This is a genomic window from Stenotrophomonas sp. a6 (assembly GCF_030913325.1).
Lineage (GTDB): Bacteria > Pseudomonadota > Gammaproteobacteria > Xanthomonadales > Xanthomonadaceae > Stenotrophomonas > Stenotrophomonas maltophilia.
In genome coordinates this window covers 3,795,493-3,810,917 of record NZ_CP133161.1, presented here as the reverse complement: position 1 = coordinate 3,810,917, position 15,425 = coordinate 3,795,493, and the positions used below count along the sequence as shown (strand labels likewise).

Here is a 15,425-nt window from a genome sequence, read left to right as displayed (position 1 = left end):
ATGATCCCGCGCCGCCAGGTCAAGAACCCGCACGCCGAAGCCGAACAGTTCCGCCGCCGTGCGGCGCTGGGTTTCCTGGGCGTGCTGGTCTGCCTGCTGGGCCTGGGCGGCTGGTACTTCAAGCTGCAGGTGCTGGATCACGACGTCTACGCCACGCGCTCGGAAGCCAACCGCATCAAGCCGCGGCCGGTGGTGCCCGGGCGCGGCATGATCTACGACCGCAACGGTCGCCTGCTGGCCGAGAACGTGCCAGCGTTCCGCCTGGACGTGACCCCGGACAAGGTCAAGGACATGGACGCCACCCTGGAAGGGCTGGCGAAGATCATCAGCATCAGCCCGGAAGAGCTGGAAGCGTTCAACAAGTCGCGCAAGGCGCGCCGCAAGTTCCTGCCGGTCACGCTGAAGCTGCGCATGAGCGACGAGGAGATGGCGCGCTTCGCCGTCGACCGTTGGCGCTTCCCCGGCGTCGAGCTTGAGCCCTACCTGACCCGGCGTTATCCGTACGGTGACCTGTTTGCGCACATCATCGGCTATGTCGGCCGCGTCGACGACAAGGATCTGGAGATCCTCGGCGAAGGCAATGCCGCGCTGACCCACATCGGCAAGTCCGGCCTGGAGCGCTATTACGAGCAGCAGCTGCGCGGCAAGGTCGGCTACGAGCAGGTCGAAACCAACGTGCAGGGCCGTGCCATCCGCACCATCGGCCGGGTGGCCGCGCAGTCCGGCGCCGACCTGCGGCTGTCGATCGACGCGGACCTGCAGCGTGCCATGGTGGCGGCCTTCGGCGACCAGGAGGGCTCGGCAGTGGCGATGGACCCGCGTACCGGCGAGGTGCTGGCGATGGTCAGCCTGCCGTCCTACGACCCCAACCTGTTCGTCAACGGCATTTCCCATGCCGACTTCAAGGCGCTGAACGAGAACCCGTCGCGGCCGCAGTTCAACCGCCTGGTGCTCGGCGGCGTCGCTCCCGGTTCCACGCTGAAGCCGCTGATCGGCCTGGCCGGCCTGGACTCGGGCGTGCGCCGCCCGGAAGACAAGGTGCTGTCCACCGGCATGTTCTACCTGCCCGGCACCAGCCGTGGCTGGGGTGATGCGCATCGTGGCGGCCATGGCTGGACCGATCTGCGCAAGTCCATCGCCGAGTCGGTCAACACCTACTACTACAAGCTGGCGCTGGACCTGGGCATCGAGCGCTTCGACCATTACATGGAGTACTACGGCTTCGGCCAGCCGACCGGTATCGACCTCACCGGCGAAATCGGCGGCATCCTGCCGTCGCCGGCCTACAAGCGGAAGACCCGCAAGGAAGCCTGGTACCCCGGCGATACGGTCAACATCAGCATCGGCCAGGGCGACTGGAAGGTCACCCCGCTGCAGTTGGCGCGCGGCGTCAGCGCGCTGGCCGACGGGCAGCTGCGCACCCCGCACCTGGTGATCCAGCAGCGCGACGGCTTCGACAGCGACTGGACCGCGACGCCGCCCGGCGAGAGCAAGCCGGTCAGCCCCAACCCCAACAACGTGCAGGCGGTGCGCGAGGGCATGATGGCGACCATGCGGCCGGGCGGCAGCGGCTGGCGCGTGGCGGTCGGTGCGCCGTACGTGATGGCCGGCAAGACCGGTACCGCGCAGGTCATCAGCCGCAAGGGCACCGCAGCGGTGAACCCGAAGAGCCTGCCGATGCACCTGCGCCACCGCGCGCTGTTCGTCGGCTTCGCGCCGGTCGAAAACCCGGTGATCGCGATCGCGGTGGCGGTGGAGGGCGGTGGCTATGGTGGTTCGGCTGCTGCGCCGATCGCCCGCAAGGTGTTCGATGCCTACCTGCTGGGCAAGATGCCCGAGGGCATGCAGCCGCTGGACAGCGAGCGTGGTACCACCGCCATCGGTGCCACCGCGTTCGACAACGAAGACGCCGGCGCACGCCAGGCCGGTGATCTGGCGGCCGCGCAGCTGGGCGAACACCCGGTGCAGGTGGGTGCCCCCACCCCCGAACCGGCCCCTGCGCCGCAGCCGGGCACGCCGGCCGCTGCCGCAGTGCCGGCCACGCCACGCCCGGCGGTTGCGGAGCCCGCACGATGAAAGTGTTCCTGCGCTGGGCCGGCGACATGCTGCGCCGCTTCTTCAGCACGCTGGACTGGGTGTTGTGCCTGGCCCTGGGCGCGCTGATGGTGATCGGCCTGGCCACCTTGAAGAGTGCCGGTGGCGACGGCCTGGTGATGGCCCAGGGCGCGCGTTTCGCGGTGGGCATGGCTGCACTGTGGGGCATCTCGCGGGTGCCGATCCTGCGCATCCGCTCGGCCACGCCGATGATCTATGCGATCTCCATGATTCCGCTGCTGGCGGTGTTCGTGCTCGGCACCGGCAAGTACGGCCGGCAGTGGCTGGACCTGAAGTTCTTCTACCTGCAGCCGGCCGAGCTGCTGAAGGTCAGCCTGCCGATGATGGTGGCCTGGTACCTGCACAAGATGCCGCTGCCGCCGCGCTTCAACACCGTGCTCGTGGCCTTGATCATCATCGGCGTGCCGACCGGCCTGGTGATGTTGCAGCCCGACTTTGGTACCGGCGTGCTGATCGCCGCCAGCGGCGTGTTCGTACTGCTGCTGGCAGGCCTGCCGTGGTGGTGGGTCGGGCTGGGCGTGGGCGGCGTGGCTGCGGTCGCGCCGGTGGCCTGGTTCTGGCTGCTGCGGCCGTACCAGAAGGACCGCATCATGATGTTCCTGGACCCGGAGATGGATGCACTGGGGGCCGGCTGGAACATCATCCAGTCGAAGATCGCGATCGGCTCCGGCGGCTTCGATGGCAAGGGCTGGGGCGAGGGCTCGCAGTCGCACCTGAACTTCATTCCCGAACAGACCACCGACTTCGCGTTCTCGGTGCTGAGCGAGGAATTCGGCTGGATGGGTGTGGCCCTGGTGCTGACCCTGTACCTGGTGGTGATCGGGCGTTGCCTGTGGATCGCCAGCCAGTCGCGCGATTCCTATTCGCGCCTGTTGGCCGGCGCTACCGGCCTGGCGTTCTTCGTCTATGTACTGGTGAACGGCGGGATGATTTCCGGCCTGCTGCCGGTGGTGGGCGTGCCGATGCCGCTGATCAGCTACGGCGGTACCTCGGCGGTGTCACTGCTGGCCGGCTTCGGCCTGGTGATGGCCGTGCGCAGTCACAACCCGGTGCACGGCGGCTACGGCTAGCACCGGTCGCGCGCTTCGTCGCGTTTCCATCTGCTCGATTGCTTCCGCTGTTCTGTAGAGTCGAGCACGGCTTGACTCTGCAAGCGCACGCGCACCCTGACAGCTTCACGCAAGCACGCATTGCTACCGTGCCCGCGTGGAATGGAAACGACTGCTTGGTGGCTGCCGTGAGGTGGCGCGCACGATCGATCTGCCATTGCTGATCGCGCTGCTGATCCTGATGGGCGCGGGCCTGGCGGTGCTGCACAGCGTGTCCGGTCCGGTGGCTGGGCAGGCGGCGCGTTTTGCCGGTGGCCTGGCGTCGATGTGGCTGCTGTCCCGCGTTTCGCTGCTGCGGCTGCGCGCGTGGACGCCTGCAATCTATGCGCTTTCGTTGCTGCCGCTGATGGCGGTGTATGTGATCGGTACAGGCAAGTACGGGCAGCGCTGGCTCAATCTCGGCGTGTTCTACCTGCAGCCGTCCGAACTGCTCAAGCTCAGCCTGCCGCTGATGATGGCCTGGTACCTGCATCGGCAACCGCTGCCACCGTCGCCGCGCACCGTACTGACCACCACCGTGCTGATCGGCGTACCCGCCGTGCTGATCCTGATGCAGCCCAACCTGGGCACCGCCACGCTGGTTACCGCCAGCGGCGTGTTCGCGCTGCTGCTGGCCGGATTGCACTGGGGCTGGGTGGCCACTGGCGCGACGGGCCTTGCCGTTGCCGCGCCGCTGGCCTGGTTCGGCCTGCTGCGGCAGTACCAGAAGGATCGCGTGCTGACCTTCCTTGATCCGTCGGCGGATCCGCTTGGCACCGGTTGGAACATCCTGCAGTCGCGCATCGCGATCGGCTCCGGTGGCTGGGACGGGCGCGGCTGGGGGCAGGGCACCCAGGCCACGCTGGACTTCCTGCCTGAGTACACCACCGACTTCGCGTTCTCGGTGCTGGCCGAAGAGTTCGGCTGGATCGGCGTGGCCACCGTGTTTGCGCTGTACCTGTTCGTGGTCGGCCGCTGCCTGTGGATCGCGGTGCACGCCCGCGACACGCACGCACGGTTGCTGGCCGGCAGCCTGGGCTTGGCGTTCTTCGTGTACGTACTGGTGAACAGCGGGATGATTTCCGGCCTGCTGCCGGTGGTGGGCATTCCGATGCCGTTGATCAGCTATGGCGGCACCTCGGCGGTGTCGCTGCTGGCGGGTATCGGGCTGGTGATGGCGGTGCGCGGGCACCGGCCCGTGCACGGGGGATAGGGTTTCCAGCCAACGGCGCAGCCCCTCGTGGGTGGTCGCGAAAAGTAGTTAACGGGTGAGGCCAGGTAGATGGGCTGCGCAGGGGCCGCTGCAAGTACGTCCATGTAAGCTCGGTCGCCGCATCCATGCGGCTCACGCCCCTGCGCAGCCCATCTACCCGGCCACGGACAGGTTCCGTGCGCGTCTACCCACGGAGAAGAAAGAGAAGATCAAAAGCAAAAGCGGCTTGGCGGGTCGCTTCATTGCCTTGTGTGGAGCCGAGTCATGCTCGGCTCACAAGCAAGCGCAGCGCCGCGACCCGCTTTTGATTTTCTCTTTCTTCTCCGTGGGTGGCAGACCGCCAAAATCTGTCAGAGGGCGGTCGGGTTGGGTACGCGGGGGTGCCAGCCGCATGGATGCGGCTGACAAGCCTCCAGGGACGGATTCACGGCGTCCCCCGCGTACCCAACCCGACCGGCCCACCCGCGGCTTCTGCTTTTCGCGACCACCCACGAGGGGCTGCGCCGTTGGCTGGAAACTTCCTGACTCTGCGCAACGCTCGCTGTGGAAGCGTTCTCACAACGATGCAGGACAGCACACTCGCTGACCAAAGTCCGAAAAAAACGTTAGCTGGTTCACACTTTTACGCCGCGTTGATCTTGATCAATGGACTTGTCGTAATCGGCCTGCACAATGGCGGCCCGTTCGGCACGGCGCGCCGTCAATCGTTGCAGCGCGAGGGGGCGTCGGGCGGGAAGCAGTACTGATCCAACGGGTACAGGGAGCGCGGAGCACTGCCACTGGGGAGCGGCAGCCGCGCGGGTACCGACCGGATCCGGTCGCCGGTTGCGTCTGCGGGGATGGGGACGCAACCGGCAACCTCTATCTGAATGGGGAAGTGCGATCACGACGTCTTCACATTTCCCGCTGAACACGGGCAAATCGTTGTGATTCATGGTGTTAGGGGTTTTAATTCATCCATGACCTGCTAACCTGCGACGATGATTCGACGCACTCTGGCCTGCATGCTCACCCTCGGCCTGGTCGCCTGCGCGACCCAGCCGAAGTCCCCACCGTCTTCACCCCAGGCCAGCAGTACGCCGCGCCAGCCCGCCACCAAGGCCCATGGGCCGGCCGAGGCTGCACCCGAAGCAACTGCGGCTACCGCGCCGCCGGTGGATCTCACCCCGGTGCCGTTCGAGGTCGCGCGGGCCCGCTTCATTGCCGATACCGCCAAGCGCTATGGCCTGAAGCCGGAGCAGATCAGCAGCGTGCTCGACCAGGCGCAGGTGCGCCAGCCGATCATCGCCGCGATGTCGCGCCCGGCCGAGCGGGTCAAGCCGTGGAACGAATACCGGCCGATGTTCATCAGCAAGGCACGCATTGATGGCGGTCGCGCGTTCCTGGCCGAACACCGTGCCGAACTGGATCGCGTGCAGCAGCGCACCGGCGTGCCGGCCGAAGTGATCGTGGCGATCATCGGCGTGGAAACCAGTTACGGAAAGAATGCCGGCAGCCATCGCGTGCTCGATGCGCTGTACACGCTGGCGTTCTACTACCCACGCAGCGGCGACCCGGCCAAGCTCGAACGCGAAGTGCGCCGCGAACTGTTCTTCCGCGATGAGCTGGCCAAGCTGTTCGAGCTGGGCCGCGAAGAAAAACTGGACATCACCACGCTCAAGGGCAGTTATGCCGGTGCGATGGGCATGGGCCAGTTCATGCCGTCCAGTTACCTCGATTACGCGGTGGACGGCAACGGTGATGGTCGTCGCGACCTGTTCAACAGCTACGACGACGTGTTCTCCTCCATCGCCAACTACTTCGTGAAGAAGGGGGGCTGGGTGCGTGGTGGCCAGGTTGCGGTACCGGCGACGCTGGCCCCGGGCCGCGAGGAGTTCAACCCGACCGAATGGATGCCCACCTGGTCGCTGGCCGACCTCGCACAGCGCGGCTACCAGCCGAGCACGCCGGTGCAGCCGGGCGCCACCGCCACCCCGATCACCCTGGAAGGCAGCACCGGCAAGCAGTACTGGCTGGGCTTCCAGAACTACTACGCGATCACCCGCTACAACCTCTCGAAGATGTACGCGATGGCCGTGTTCCAGCTGTCCCAGGCCATCGCCGGACAGGAGTTGCCCCCGGCATGAACATCAGATGGCTGGTCCCGAGCTTGATCGTCTTCGCGCTGGCGGCCTGCAGCAGCGCGCCGAAGAAGCCGGCCACGGCCGGCCATGGTGGCAAGTCCAGCGGCACGCTGGTGCAGGGCCGTGGTTCGCGACCGGCGCACTGCCCGGAAGGTTCGCCGTATGCAGCGGCCAAGGAAGACCTCAGCACCCGCGGCAATTACACCGCTGGTGGCCTGTACAAACCAGGCGTGCGTGACAGCACGCCCGACTACATTCCCAACGTGGCCTGCATCCCCGAGCCGGAAGTGACCGCCGAGGAACGTTCGGCCATCGGCAACAAGTCGCCGTACGTGGTGCTGGGCAAGTCGTACAAGGTGCTCGACGACACCCATGACTACGTCGAGCGCGGCACCGCGTCGTACTACGGGGCCAAGTTCCACGGCCGCCTGACCTCCAATCGCGAGGTCTACGACATGTACCAGTTCACTGCCGCGCACAAGACGCTGCCGCTGCCCAGCTTCGCCCGCGTGACCAACCTGGACAACGGCGAGTCGGTGATCGTGCGTGTCAATGATCGTGGCCCGTTCCATGACGGCCGCGTGGTCGATCTCAGCTATGCCGCCGCCGTGCGCCTGGGCATCACCCAACGCGGTACCGGCAATGTCGAGGTGCGCGCGCTGCAACCGGGCGAGAGCAACCTGATGGCGCAGAAGCCGTCGCGTCGCGAGCGTCGTGCGGCTGAAGCGGCCGCCGCCACTGCAGTGGCCAGCGCGCGCCCGGTGCCGGCGCCACGTGCTTCCACCGACAGTGATATCGATCGCCTGGTCAACCGCTTGCCGACCGATGGCGCCCCGGCGCGCGGCCAGCCGGCCACCACCCGGGGCGTGGCCAGCACCGCGCCGGATGTGGCGGTCAGCAGCCTGCCGCCAAGCGCGCCGGTGGTGCGCACCTCCGCGCCGGCTCCGGCGGTTGTCGCCAGCACGGCCCCGCGCGCGGTGGCACCGGCACCGGTGCGTGCCGCCGCGGCGGCGCCGAGCCTGTCGCAGCAGGTGGTGGGCGCGGTGATGGTGCAGGTCGCCAGCTTCTCCAGCCGCGACAATGCCAACCGCGCAATGGGCCAGCTCAACGCCGCCGGCATCGTCGGCGCGACCATCAGCGACATCGCCGCCGGTGGCCGCACCCTGTTCCGCCTGCGCGTTCCCGCCAGCGACCATGCCAGTGCCGCGGAACTTGTCGGCCGCATTGCCGGTCTGGGCCTGGGTTCGCCGCAGATCGTCAAGGATTGACCCACCCGGGCCGGTGCTGCCGGCCCATGCTGCCCCGGCCTTACAATGGCCACTACGTTCCACCCTCCATTCCTGGCCGTCCCCTGGAGCCTGCTGTCCAATGAATTTCCGTTCCGCCGCCACCGCCCTGGCCGCCACCCTGGTGGTGGGCCTGGCTTCCGCCCAGACCCCGCTGCCGACCCCGGCCACGCCGGCGCCCGCCGCCGCTGCCGCCCCGGCCACTGTTGCCACCCCGCCGGCGCCGGTGCCGAGCGTATCCAAGGCCTGGGTGCTGATGGACTACGCCACCGGCCAGGTGCTGGCCGGCGAGAACATCCACGAGCAGTTGGCCCCGGCCAGCATCACCAAGGTGATGACGTCCTACGTGATCGCCGCCGAGGTCAAGAACGGCAAGGTCCGTGCGGATGACCAGGTGATGATGAGCGAACGCGCCTGGCGCGAAGGCGGCGCGGGTACCGACGGCAGCTACAGCGGCTTCCCGGTCAACCAGACCGCACGCCTGGAAGACATGGAAAAGGGCATGGCGATCCAGTCCGGCAATGACGCCGCGATCGCCCTGGCCGAGCACGTGGCCGGCAGCGAAGAAGCCTTTGCGTCGCTGATGAACAGCTACGCCGCCAAGATCGGCATGAAGAACTCCCACTTCGTCAACGCCCACGGCCTGACCGCCGAAGGCCACCACAGCACCGCCTACGACCTGGCGCTGCTGGGCCGCGCGATGGTGCGTGATTACCCGGAAACCTACGCGTACAACAAGATCAAGGAATTCCAGGTCGGCAACATCAAGCAACCGAACCGCAACTTGCTGTTGTGGCGCGACGGCAGCGTGGACGGCATCAAGACCGGCCACACCTCCGAAGCCGGTTACTGCCTGATGAGTTCGGCGCAGCGTGGCGACCAGCGCCTGATCGCCGTGGTATTGGGGGGGGAGTCGGAAAAGCAGCGTGCCGATGACAGCCTGGCGCTGCTGAACTGGGGCTTCCGCTTCTTCGAGACCCACCGTCTGTATGAACCGGGCAAGGCCGTGGCCGAGCACAAGGTCTGGAAGGGCACCACCGACAAGGTGCAGCTGGGGGTGGCCCAGCCGATGCTGGTGAGCGTGCCGCGCGGCCGCTACAACGACCTGAAGCCGAGCATCGATGTGCCCAAGACCCTGGAAGCACCGTTCACCGCCGGCCAGCAGATCGGCACCGTGAAGGTCACCCTGGATGGCAAGGTCGTCGCCGAAGCGCCGCTGGTGGCCGTGGCCGCCGTTGAGCAGGCCGGCTTCTTCAAGCGCCTGTGGGACAGCTTCTGGATGTGGTGGGAATCGGAATGATCCACGCCCTGGCGTGGTGAACGAAAAGGCCGGCGAATGCCGGCCTTTTCCGTTTCGGGATGCCGGCTCCGCATGATTCCCGCCGGATGTGGGTAGTGCCGGCCGATGGCCGGCTCCCCATGAACCCATCCGGATGTGGGTAGTGCCGGCCGCTGGCCGGCTCCTCATGGACCCATCCGGATGTGGGTAGTGCCGGCCGCTGGCCGGCTCCCCATGAAGCCATCCGGATATGCCGGCAGCCGGCCAGCGGCCGGCACTACCCTCAGCCCCTCGCTTACAGCGAGCCATGCAATAACCGGTGTGCCGACCAACGGTCGGCACCTACCCGCTTCACCCTCAGCCACTCGCTTACAGCGAGCGGCTGATGGTGAAGCTGCCGAACACCGGTGCTTCGCGCTGGCCGTTGAACTCGCGTGTGCTGTGGTAGCGCGCCGCGGCGAACTTCCAGCGCCCGTACATCACGGCCACGCCGTAGCCGCCGTAGGCCACCACATGGCGCTTGTCCACGCTGTGACTGTTGCGGAACGTGTTGCCATCCAGCGTGATGTCGCGGATCACCCAGGCCGCGTCCGAGGTCGCGAACAGGTGCCAGGACCAGCCATTGGGACGGCCGCCGCGGGTCGGCGCAGTGTTCTCGCCGGCCGGGCGCAACGGCGTGCTGCCGAAGTCGTCCGGCAGCTTCCAGCCGAAGCGCACCTCACCGCCGAGGTTGGCCTTGGTTTCCAGGTTGCCGATCGACCCGCCGTAGTGGCTGATCGCGTCCCAACCCCAGCCGTCGGCATTGACGCTGGCATCGCCCGGCCAGCGGCGCATGCGCTCATGGGTGAGCATGAACAGGGGCTCGTTGTGCAGCTGGTTGTCCCATCCCTTGAATTTCTCGTCGCCCAGCACTTCGTGCACGGCATTCTGCACCTGCTTGCCCTGTGCCCACGGGCCGACCACGCCCAGCGTCAGCTGGGTGGTCTGCAGGCGGTCGCCGCTGCGCGCATTGAAACCGAAGTTTGCGATCAGTACGCCGGCGTAAGGACGGTCGTCCTCGATCAGGTCCCTGCGGCTGAAATCGGTCGGGGTGAAGATGCCCTGGCCGATGCTGAAGATCATGTTCTGCTGTTCGAACCTGCCCGGATGCAGCCCTTCCAGGTACTGGTTCACCCAGCGCGCCATGCGCGGCAGGCAGGGGTCGTCGGTGTAGTCGACCAGATTGGGCGAGACCAGGGTCAACAGTGCACCGTTGGTGTAGCCCTGGTCCTGGTGGCGGCCACCAAACAGGTCGTTGTCGACGCGGAAGTTGATCTGCGGCGGGTGGTCGCGCATCGCGTCCGGGCCACATTGTTCGGCCGCCTGGGCGGCAAGGGGGAGGGCAGAGGCCAGCAGGCCGGCCAGCCCGAGGGCTGCGACACTACGCATGGATGGAATGCTCATGGGGAAGGGGACGGTTTTCAGTCGTTATATGCAACGCTACGGTACTCGCGCCCGCGCGGCGGAACGAGCACGTTCGAATCACTTGTCTGTTCCGAAAACAACATTGTCCAGCGGACACAATTTGTTACCCGCGCAAGCGCCGCGGGTCTGGTGTGAAGGTGACCACTGGCCGCCATACGATGCCTGGGCCAGTGCGTGACAGCAGATTGCAGTCAGCTGCCGTTGGGCTTTCGGCCCGCGCCTCTGGGTGGCCTGCAACGCAGCAGGCCGCCGATGCCGTCTTTGACGTTGATGAATACTCTTGGGTTTGTTGCCCTGCGGCCCGATAATGGGTCCATGGAAATCAAGTCCGACAACCCCGACCACGGCTTCCAGTTCCCCGGCCAGTTCGAGCTCAGCGCCATGGGCCCGGCCAACCGCGGCCTGGAACATGAGCTCCCCCGCCTGCTGCTGGCTGCCGGCATCGATGTCGTCAATGAACGCATCAGCTGGAAGCATTCCTCCAACGGCAAGTACGTGTCCGTCCGCATCGTGTTCAAGGCTGAGAGCCGCGAACAGTACGACCTGGCGCACCAGGCGCTGCGCGACCACCCGGAAGTGAAGTGGACGCTGTAGCCGACAGCTGCCCGGCTGAAGCCGCCCCAGAGGACCGCGCGCCGCGTCCGGCGCTGGTGCGTGACCTTGGCCGCCAGGGGTACGAGCCGGTGTGGCGCGCCATGCAGCGCTTCACCGACCAGCGCAGCGACACCGATGCCGACGAATTGTGGGTGGTCGAACACGACCCGGTGTTCACCCTGGGCCAGGCCGGCAAGGATGAGCATGTGCTGGCGCCGGGCGATATCCCGGTGCTGCATGTGGACCGTGGCGGCCAGGTGACCTATCACGGCCCCGGCCAGATCGTGGTCTACCCACTGCTGCGCCTGCCGCGCCTGGGCATCGGTGTGCGCGATTACGTGTGCCGCATCGAGCAGGCCATCATCGATACGCTGGGGGAGTGGAACATCGGTGCCGAACGCCGCGAGGGCGCCCCGGGCGTCTATGTCGGCGGCGCCAAGATCGCTGCGCTCGGCATCCGCGTGCGTCGCGGCTGCACCTTCCACGGCCTGGCCTTCAATGTGGCCATGGACCTGGAACCCTTCCACCGCATCAATCCCTGTGGCTATCAGGGGTTGCAGGTGACCTCGGTGGTAGACTTGGGCGGTCCCTCCGGGATGGAGGCCGTCAAGCCGGTGCTGCTGGACCACCTGGCCCGCCAGTTCGGCCTGCTGCTGCAGCACACCCCCGAACTGCCCGATCTTTCTGCGGCCGCCTGACCGCCCCCGGAACTGCCATGACTGAAACCACCGCCCGTTCCATTCCCCTGCAGATCGTGCAGGGCGACTCCCCGTCCGCCGCGCCGTTGCAGGCCGGGGTCAAGCAGCTGGGCGGTGACAAGATCAACCGCTCGCCGGTGCAGTTCGCCGACGCGCCGGTGCTGCGCAAGCCGTCCTGGATCCGCGTGCGCATTCCTTCGGGCAATGCCGTGCAGAACCTGAAGGCCAAGCTGCGCGAAAACCGCCTGGTGACCGTGTGCGAGGAAGCCAGCTGCCCGAACATCCACGAGTGCTTCGGCCACGGCACCGCCACCTTCATGATCCTGGGCGAGGTCTGCACCCGCCGCTGCTCGTTCTGCGATGTGGCCCACGGCCGCCCGAAGCCGCCGGATGCCAACGAACCGGCCAGCCTCGGCCAGACCGTGGCCGACATGGGCCTGAAGTACGTGGTGGTGACCAGCGTCGACCGCGATGACCTGCGCGACGGTGGTGCCCAGCACTTCGTCGACTGCATCACCGCCATTCGCGAGAAGTCGCCGGGCACCCGCATCGAAGTGCTGACCCCGGACTTCCGTGGCAAGGGCCGCATGGAGCGCGCGCTGGAGATCCTGGCGCAGAACCCGCCGGATGTGTTCAACCACAACATCGAGACCGTGCCGGACCTGTACCGCAACGTGCGCCCGGGTGCGGACTACCAGTGGTCGCTGAACCTGCTGAAGAACTTCAAGGCGCAGCATCCGGACGTGCCGACCAAGAGCGGCATCATGCTGGGCCTGGGCGAGGACTTCGAACAGATCAAGGCCACCCTGCGCGACCTGCGCGCGCACGACGTGGACATGATCACCATCGGCCAGTACCTGCAGCCGACCGCACACCACCACCCGGTGCTGAAGTACTGGACCCCGGAAGACTACAAGGTGCTGGAGGACTACGGCTACGAGCTGGGCTTCAGCCATGTTGCCTCCGGCCCGATGGTGCGCTCGTCGTACCACGCCGACGTGCAGGCCAAGGGCGCCGGCGTCTCCTGAGGTGGGTGCGGACCTCCTCACTGGTGGGTGCGGACCGTTGGTCCGCACGCTTCCGCCGGGCATGGCCCGGCGCTACCGGTAGCTGCTGACCTCTTCCCGGGTGGGTGCGGACCGTTGGTCCGCACGCCTTCGCCTGCATTCACAATTTGCTACACCGGCCCGGCTAGGCTGGTTTTCCACCGAGCGCGGCCGGGTGACAAACCCGGCAACTTTCGGCACTGTCGTGGTGTCTTAACACCCCGCAGTCTCCCCCTTGGCAAGGCGCCTTCGAGCACGTCAATGAAATTCAAAGCCCCCGCATTCCTGATGGCCCTGGCGCTGGTCGCGCCACTGGCGTTGGCGGCCAAGGCCGACTCGCCCGCATTGCCCGCGGCGGCCACCGCCGACCAGGTGACCACCTCCAAGCTGGTGTACGGCCTGCTGTCCGACAGCCGCTACGCCTACCGCCCGCGCGCGCTGGACGAGGCCACCTCCAAGGACGTGTTCAAGCGCTATCTGGAAACGCTTGACGGTGGCAAGCAGTACTTCACCCAGGCCGACGTGGCGCGCTTCGCACCGTTCGAGGCCAACATCGCCTCGGCCATCCGGGGCGGCGAGCTGGAGCCGGCGTTCCAGGTGTTCGCTGTCTACAAGCAGCGCGTCGGCGAGCGCGTGGCGTACGCGCGCAAGCTGCTCAAGCAGGAGCCGGACTTCACCACCGACGAGCGCTTCGAGTACGACCGCAAGAAGGTGCCGTGGGCGGCCAGCAGTGCCGAGCTCGATGAGCTGTGGCGCAAGTCGGTGAAGAACGATTGGCTGCGCCTGAAGCTGGCCGGCAAGAAGCCGGATGACATCCGCAAGACGCTGGACAAGCGCTACGCGACGCTGGAGAAGTCGGTCAATGAACTGAAGGGCGAAGACGTCTTCCAGTTCTTCATGAATTCGTACACCAGTGCCGTTGACCCGCACACGGATTACTTCACCCCGCGCACCGCCGAGAACTTCAACCAGGCGATGTCGCTGTCGCTGGAAGGCATCGGTGCGCAGCTGCAGCGCCAGGACGATGTGGTGGTCATCCGCGAGATCATTGCCGGTGGCCCGGCCGCAGTGGATGGCACGCTGAAGCCGGGTGACCGCATCGTCGGCGTTGGCCAGGGCAAGTCCGGCCTGGTCGAGGACGTGATCGGCTGGCGCATCGACGATGTCGTGGCCAAGATCCGCGGGGCCAAGGACACCCAGGTCAAGCTGGAATTCATCCCGGCTGCCGAAGGCGCCGATGGCAAGCACCACACCCTGGTGCTGACCCGCCAGAAGGTGCGCCTGGCCGAACAGGCCGCCAAGGGCGAGACCATGACCATCCCGGCTGCCAACGGCGAGCCGGCACGCAGGATCGGTGTGATCAAGCTGCCGACCTTCTACCAGGACTTCGAAGGCCGTCGCCGCAATGCCGCCGACTACGCCTCGGCCACCCGCGACGTGGCCAAGCTGCTGGCCGGCTTCAAGAACGACAAGCTCGACGGCGTGGTGCTGGACCTGCGCAACAACGGCGGTGGTTCGCTGGATGAAGCGATCGAACTGACCGGCCTGTTCATCGAACAGGGGCCGGTGGTGCAGGTGCGCGAATCCGGTGGCCGCGTCACCGTCAACAGCGACCGCAACCAGGGCGTGGCGTGGGACGGCCCGCTGGCGGTGCTGATCAACCGTGGTTCGGCCTCGGCCTCGGAGATCTTCGCCGGTGCCATCCAGGACTACGGTCGTGGCCTGGTAATCGGTGAAACCAGCTTCGGCAAGGGCACCGTACAGAACATCGTCGACCTTGACCGCTGGCCGAGCGGCGAGACCCAGCGCTTCGGCCAGGTCAAGCTGACCATTGCCCAGTTCTTCCGCATCAGCGGCAGCAGCACCCAGCACAAGGGTGTGGTGCCGGACCTGGCCTTCCCGGCCAGCGTCGATGCCACCGAGTTCGGCGAGAGCACCTACGACAACGCACTGCCGTGGACCCGCATCGCCGCCGTGCCGCACACCCAGTACGGCAACTTCGCGCCGTTGCTGCCGAAGCTGGAAACCCGTCACGACGCGCGCATCGCCACCGACAAGGAGTTCCAGTGGTGGAACGAGGACGTGCAGCAGTTCCGCACCGAAGCGGCGAAGAAGTACATCTCGCTCAACGAGGCGACCCGTCGCGCTGAGCGCGAGCGCCAGGATACCCAGCGCAAGGAGCGCCAGGTGCAGCGCAAGGAGCTGGGCCTGGCCCTGGACCCGCTGGCCGATGACAGCAGCGATGACGGCCTGACCGGCAACGAGCGCGACATCGTCAAGGATGCCGCGCGCGAGAAGGCTGCCGAAAAGCGCCCGGACCCGCTGCTGCGCGAGTCAGCCTCGATCCTGGCCGACGCGGTGAACCTGCTGGCCAACGACCGCCCGCTGTCGGCGCAGGTGCTGCCGCAGTCCACCGGTGCCGGCCGCTGGGCGGACTGAGCCGGCGACGGCATGTGATACCCGAGGGGCCGGCATTGCCGGCCCTTTTTTTCGTTTGGGGGACCTCGTTCACGATAGCG

At 66.9% G+C, this 15,425-nt stretch carries 11 protein-coding genes; 10 read left to right on the top strand and 1 reads right to left on the bottom strand.

The features are described from left to right. The 6 genes from mrdA (at window position 1) to Q9Q79_RS17430 (ending at window position 9,125) form a co-directional block, all read left to right on the top strand. Window positions 1–2,076: a penicillin-binding protein 2 gene (gene mrdA / locus Q9Q79_RS17455; RefSeq protein ID WP_114618225.1), complete on the top strand. Its 2,076-nt coding sequence runs from the start codon at window positions 1–3 to the stop codon at window positions 2,074–2,076. Continuing rightward, complete coding sequence (gene rodA, locus Q9Q79_RS17450) at window positions 2,073–3,185, top strand: rod shape-determining protein RodA (protein ID WP_005411073.1); 1,113 nt, start codon at window positions 2,073–2,075, stop codon at window positions 3,183–3,185. The genes mrdA and rodA (Q9Q79_RS17450) overlap by 4 nt, the downstream gene beginning before the upstream one ends. 136 nt (window positions 3,186–3,321) lie before the next feature. Then, window positions 3,322–4,416 (top strand): rod shape-determining protein RodA, encoded by a 1,095-nt coding sequence (rodA, locus tag Q9Q79_RS17445; protein WP_201861709.1) that lies wholly within the window; start codon window positions 3,322–3,324, stop codon window positions 4,414–4,416. A gap of 980 nt (window positions 4,417–5,396) precedes the next feature. Beyond that, window positions 5,397–6,542 carry a lytic murein transglycosylase B gene (gene mltB, locus Q9Q79_RS17440; RefSeq protein ID WP_012481291.1) on the top strand — a complete coding sequence of 382 codons (1,146 nt, stop codon included), beginning with the start codon at window positions 5,397–5,399 and terminating at the stop codon, window positions 6,540–6,542. Further along, entirely contained in the window at window positions 6,539–7,807 is a 1,269-nt protein-coding gene (locus Q9Q79_RS17435) for a septal ring lytic transglycosylase RlpA family protein (protein ID WP_099527898.1), read from the top strand. Before mltB ends, Q9Q79_RS17435 begins: the two co-directional genes overlap by 4 nt. 100 nt (window positions 7,808–7,907) lie before the next feature. Continuing rightward, window positions 7,908–9,125, top strand: coding sequence for a D-alanyl-D-alanine carboxypeptidase family protein (locus tag Q9Q79_RS17430; protein WP_099527897.1), 1,218 nt, complete (start codon window positions 7,908–7,910; stop codon window positions 9,123–9,125). Between the two features lie 348 nt (window positions 9,126–9,473). Here the strand turns inward: Q9Q79_RS17430 and Q9Q79_RS17425 are convergent, their stop codons facing one another. Further along, window positions 9,474–10,532, bottom strand: a complete 1,059-nt coding sequence (locus tag Q9Q79_RS17425) for a lipid A deacylase LpxR family protein (RefSeq protein ID WP_005411068.1) — start codon at window positions 10,530–10,532, stop codon at window positions 9,474–9,476. 351 nt (window positions 10,533–10,883) lie between these two features. On the opposite strand from Q9Q79_RS17425, the gene Q9Q79_RS17420 reads away from it, so the two are divergent. The 4 genes from Q9Q79_RS17420 (at window position 10,884) to Q9Q79_RS17405 (ending at window position 15,345) form a co-directional block, all read left to right on the top strand. Next, the gene (locus Q9Q79_RS17420; RefSeq protein WP_005411067.1) at window positions 10,884–11,162 is read left to right on the top strand and encodes a YbeD family protein; all 279 of its coding nucleotides are present in this window, start codon (window positions 10,884–10,886) and stop codon (window positions 11,160–11,162) included. Beyond that, window positions 11,150–11,860 (top strand): lipoyl(octanoyl) transferase LipB, encoded by a 711-nt coding sequence (lipB, locus tag Q9Q79_RS17415; protein WP_099498212.1) that lies wholly within the window; start codon window positions 11,150–11,152, stop codon window positions 11,858–11,860. Before Q9Q79_RS17420 ends, lipB begins: the two co-directional genes overlap by 13 nt. Window positions 11,861–11,877: 17 nt before the next feature. Beyond that, complete coding sequence (gene lipA, locus Q9Q79_RS17410; protein ID WP_099498211.1) at window positions 11,878–12,888, top strand: lipoyl synthase; 1,011 nt, start codon at window positions 11,878–11,880, stop codon at window positions 12,886–12,888. 279 nt (window positions 12,889–13,167) lie between these two features. Next, complete coding sequence (locus tag Q9Q79_RS17405; RefSeq protein ID WP_005411064.1) at window positions 13,168–15,345, top strand: carboxy terminal-processing peptidase; 2,178 nt, start codon at window positions 13,168–13,170, stop codon at window positions 15,343–15,345. Window positions 15,346–15,425: the final 80 nt, after the last annotated feature.

What these genes read in the sequence shown, in the direction of transcription:
- mrdA (WP_114618225.1), top strand. Translation starts at nt 1, where the DNA reads ATGATCCCGCGCCGCCAGGTCAAGAACCCGCACGCCGAAGCCGAACAG.
- rodA (WP_005411073.1), top strand. Translation starts at nt 2,073, where the DNA reads ATGAAAGTGTTCCTGCGCTGGGCCGGCGACATGCTGCGCCGCTTCTTC.
- mltB (WP_012481291.1), top strand. Translation starts at nt 5,397, where the DNA reads ATGATTCGACGCACTCTGGCCTGCATGCTCACCCTCGGCCTGGTCGCC.
- Q9Q79_RS17435 (WP_099527898.1), top strand. Translation starts at nt 6,539, where the DNA reads ATGAACATCAGATGGCTGGTCCCGAGCTTGATCGTCTTCGCGCTGGCG.
- Q9Q79_RS17430 (WP_099527897.1), top strand. Translation starts at nt 7,908, where the DNA reads ATGAATTTCCGTTCCGCCGCCACCGCCCTGGCCGCCACCCTGGTGGTG.
- Q9Q79_RS17425 (WP_005411068.1), bottom strand. Translation starts at nt 10,532, where the DNA reads ATGCGTAGTGTCGCAGCCCTCGGGCTGGCCGGCCTGCTGGCCTCTGCC.
- Q9Q79_RS17420 (WP_005411067.1), top strand. Translation starts at nt 10,884, where the DNA reads ATGGAAATCAAGTCCGACAACCCCGACCACGGCTTCCAGTTCCCCGGC.
- lipA (WP_099498211.1), top strand. Translation starts at nt 11,878, where the DNA reads ATGACTGAAACCACCGCCCGTTCCATTCCCCTGCAGATCGTGCAGGGC.
- Q9Q79_RS17405 (WP_005411064.1), top strand. Translation starts at nt 13,168, where the DNA reads ATGAAATTCAAAGCCCCCGCATTCCTGATGGCCCTGGCGCTGGTCGCG.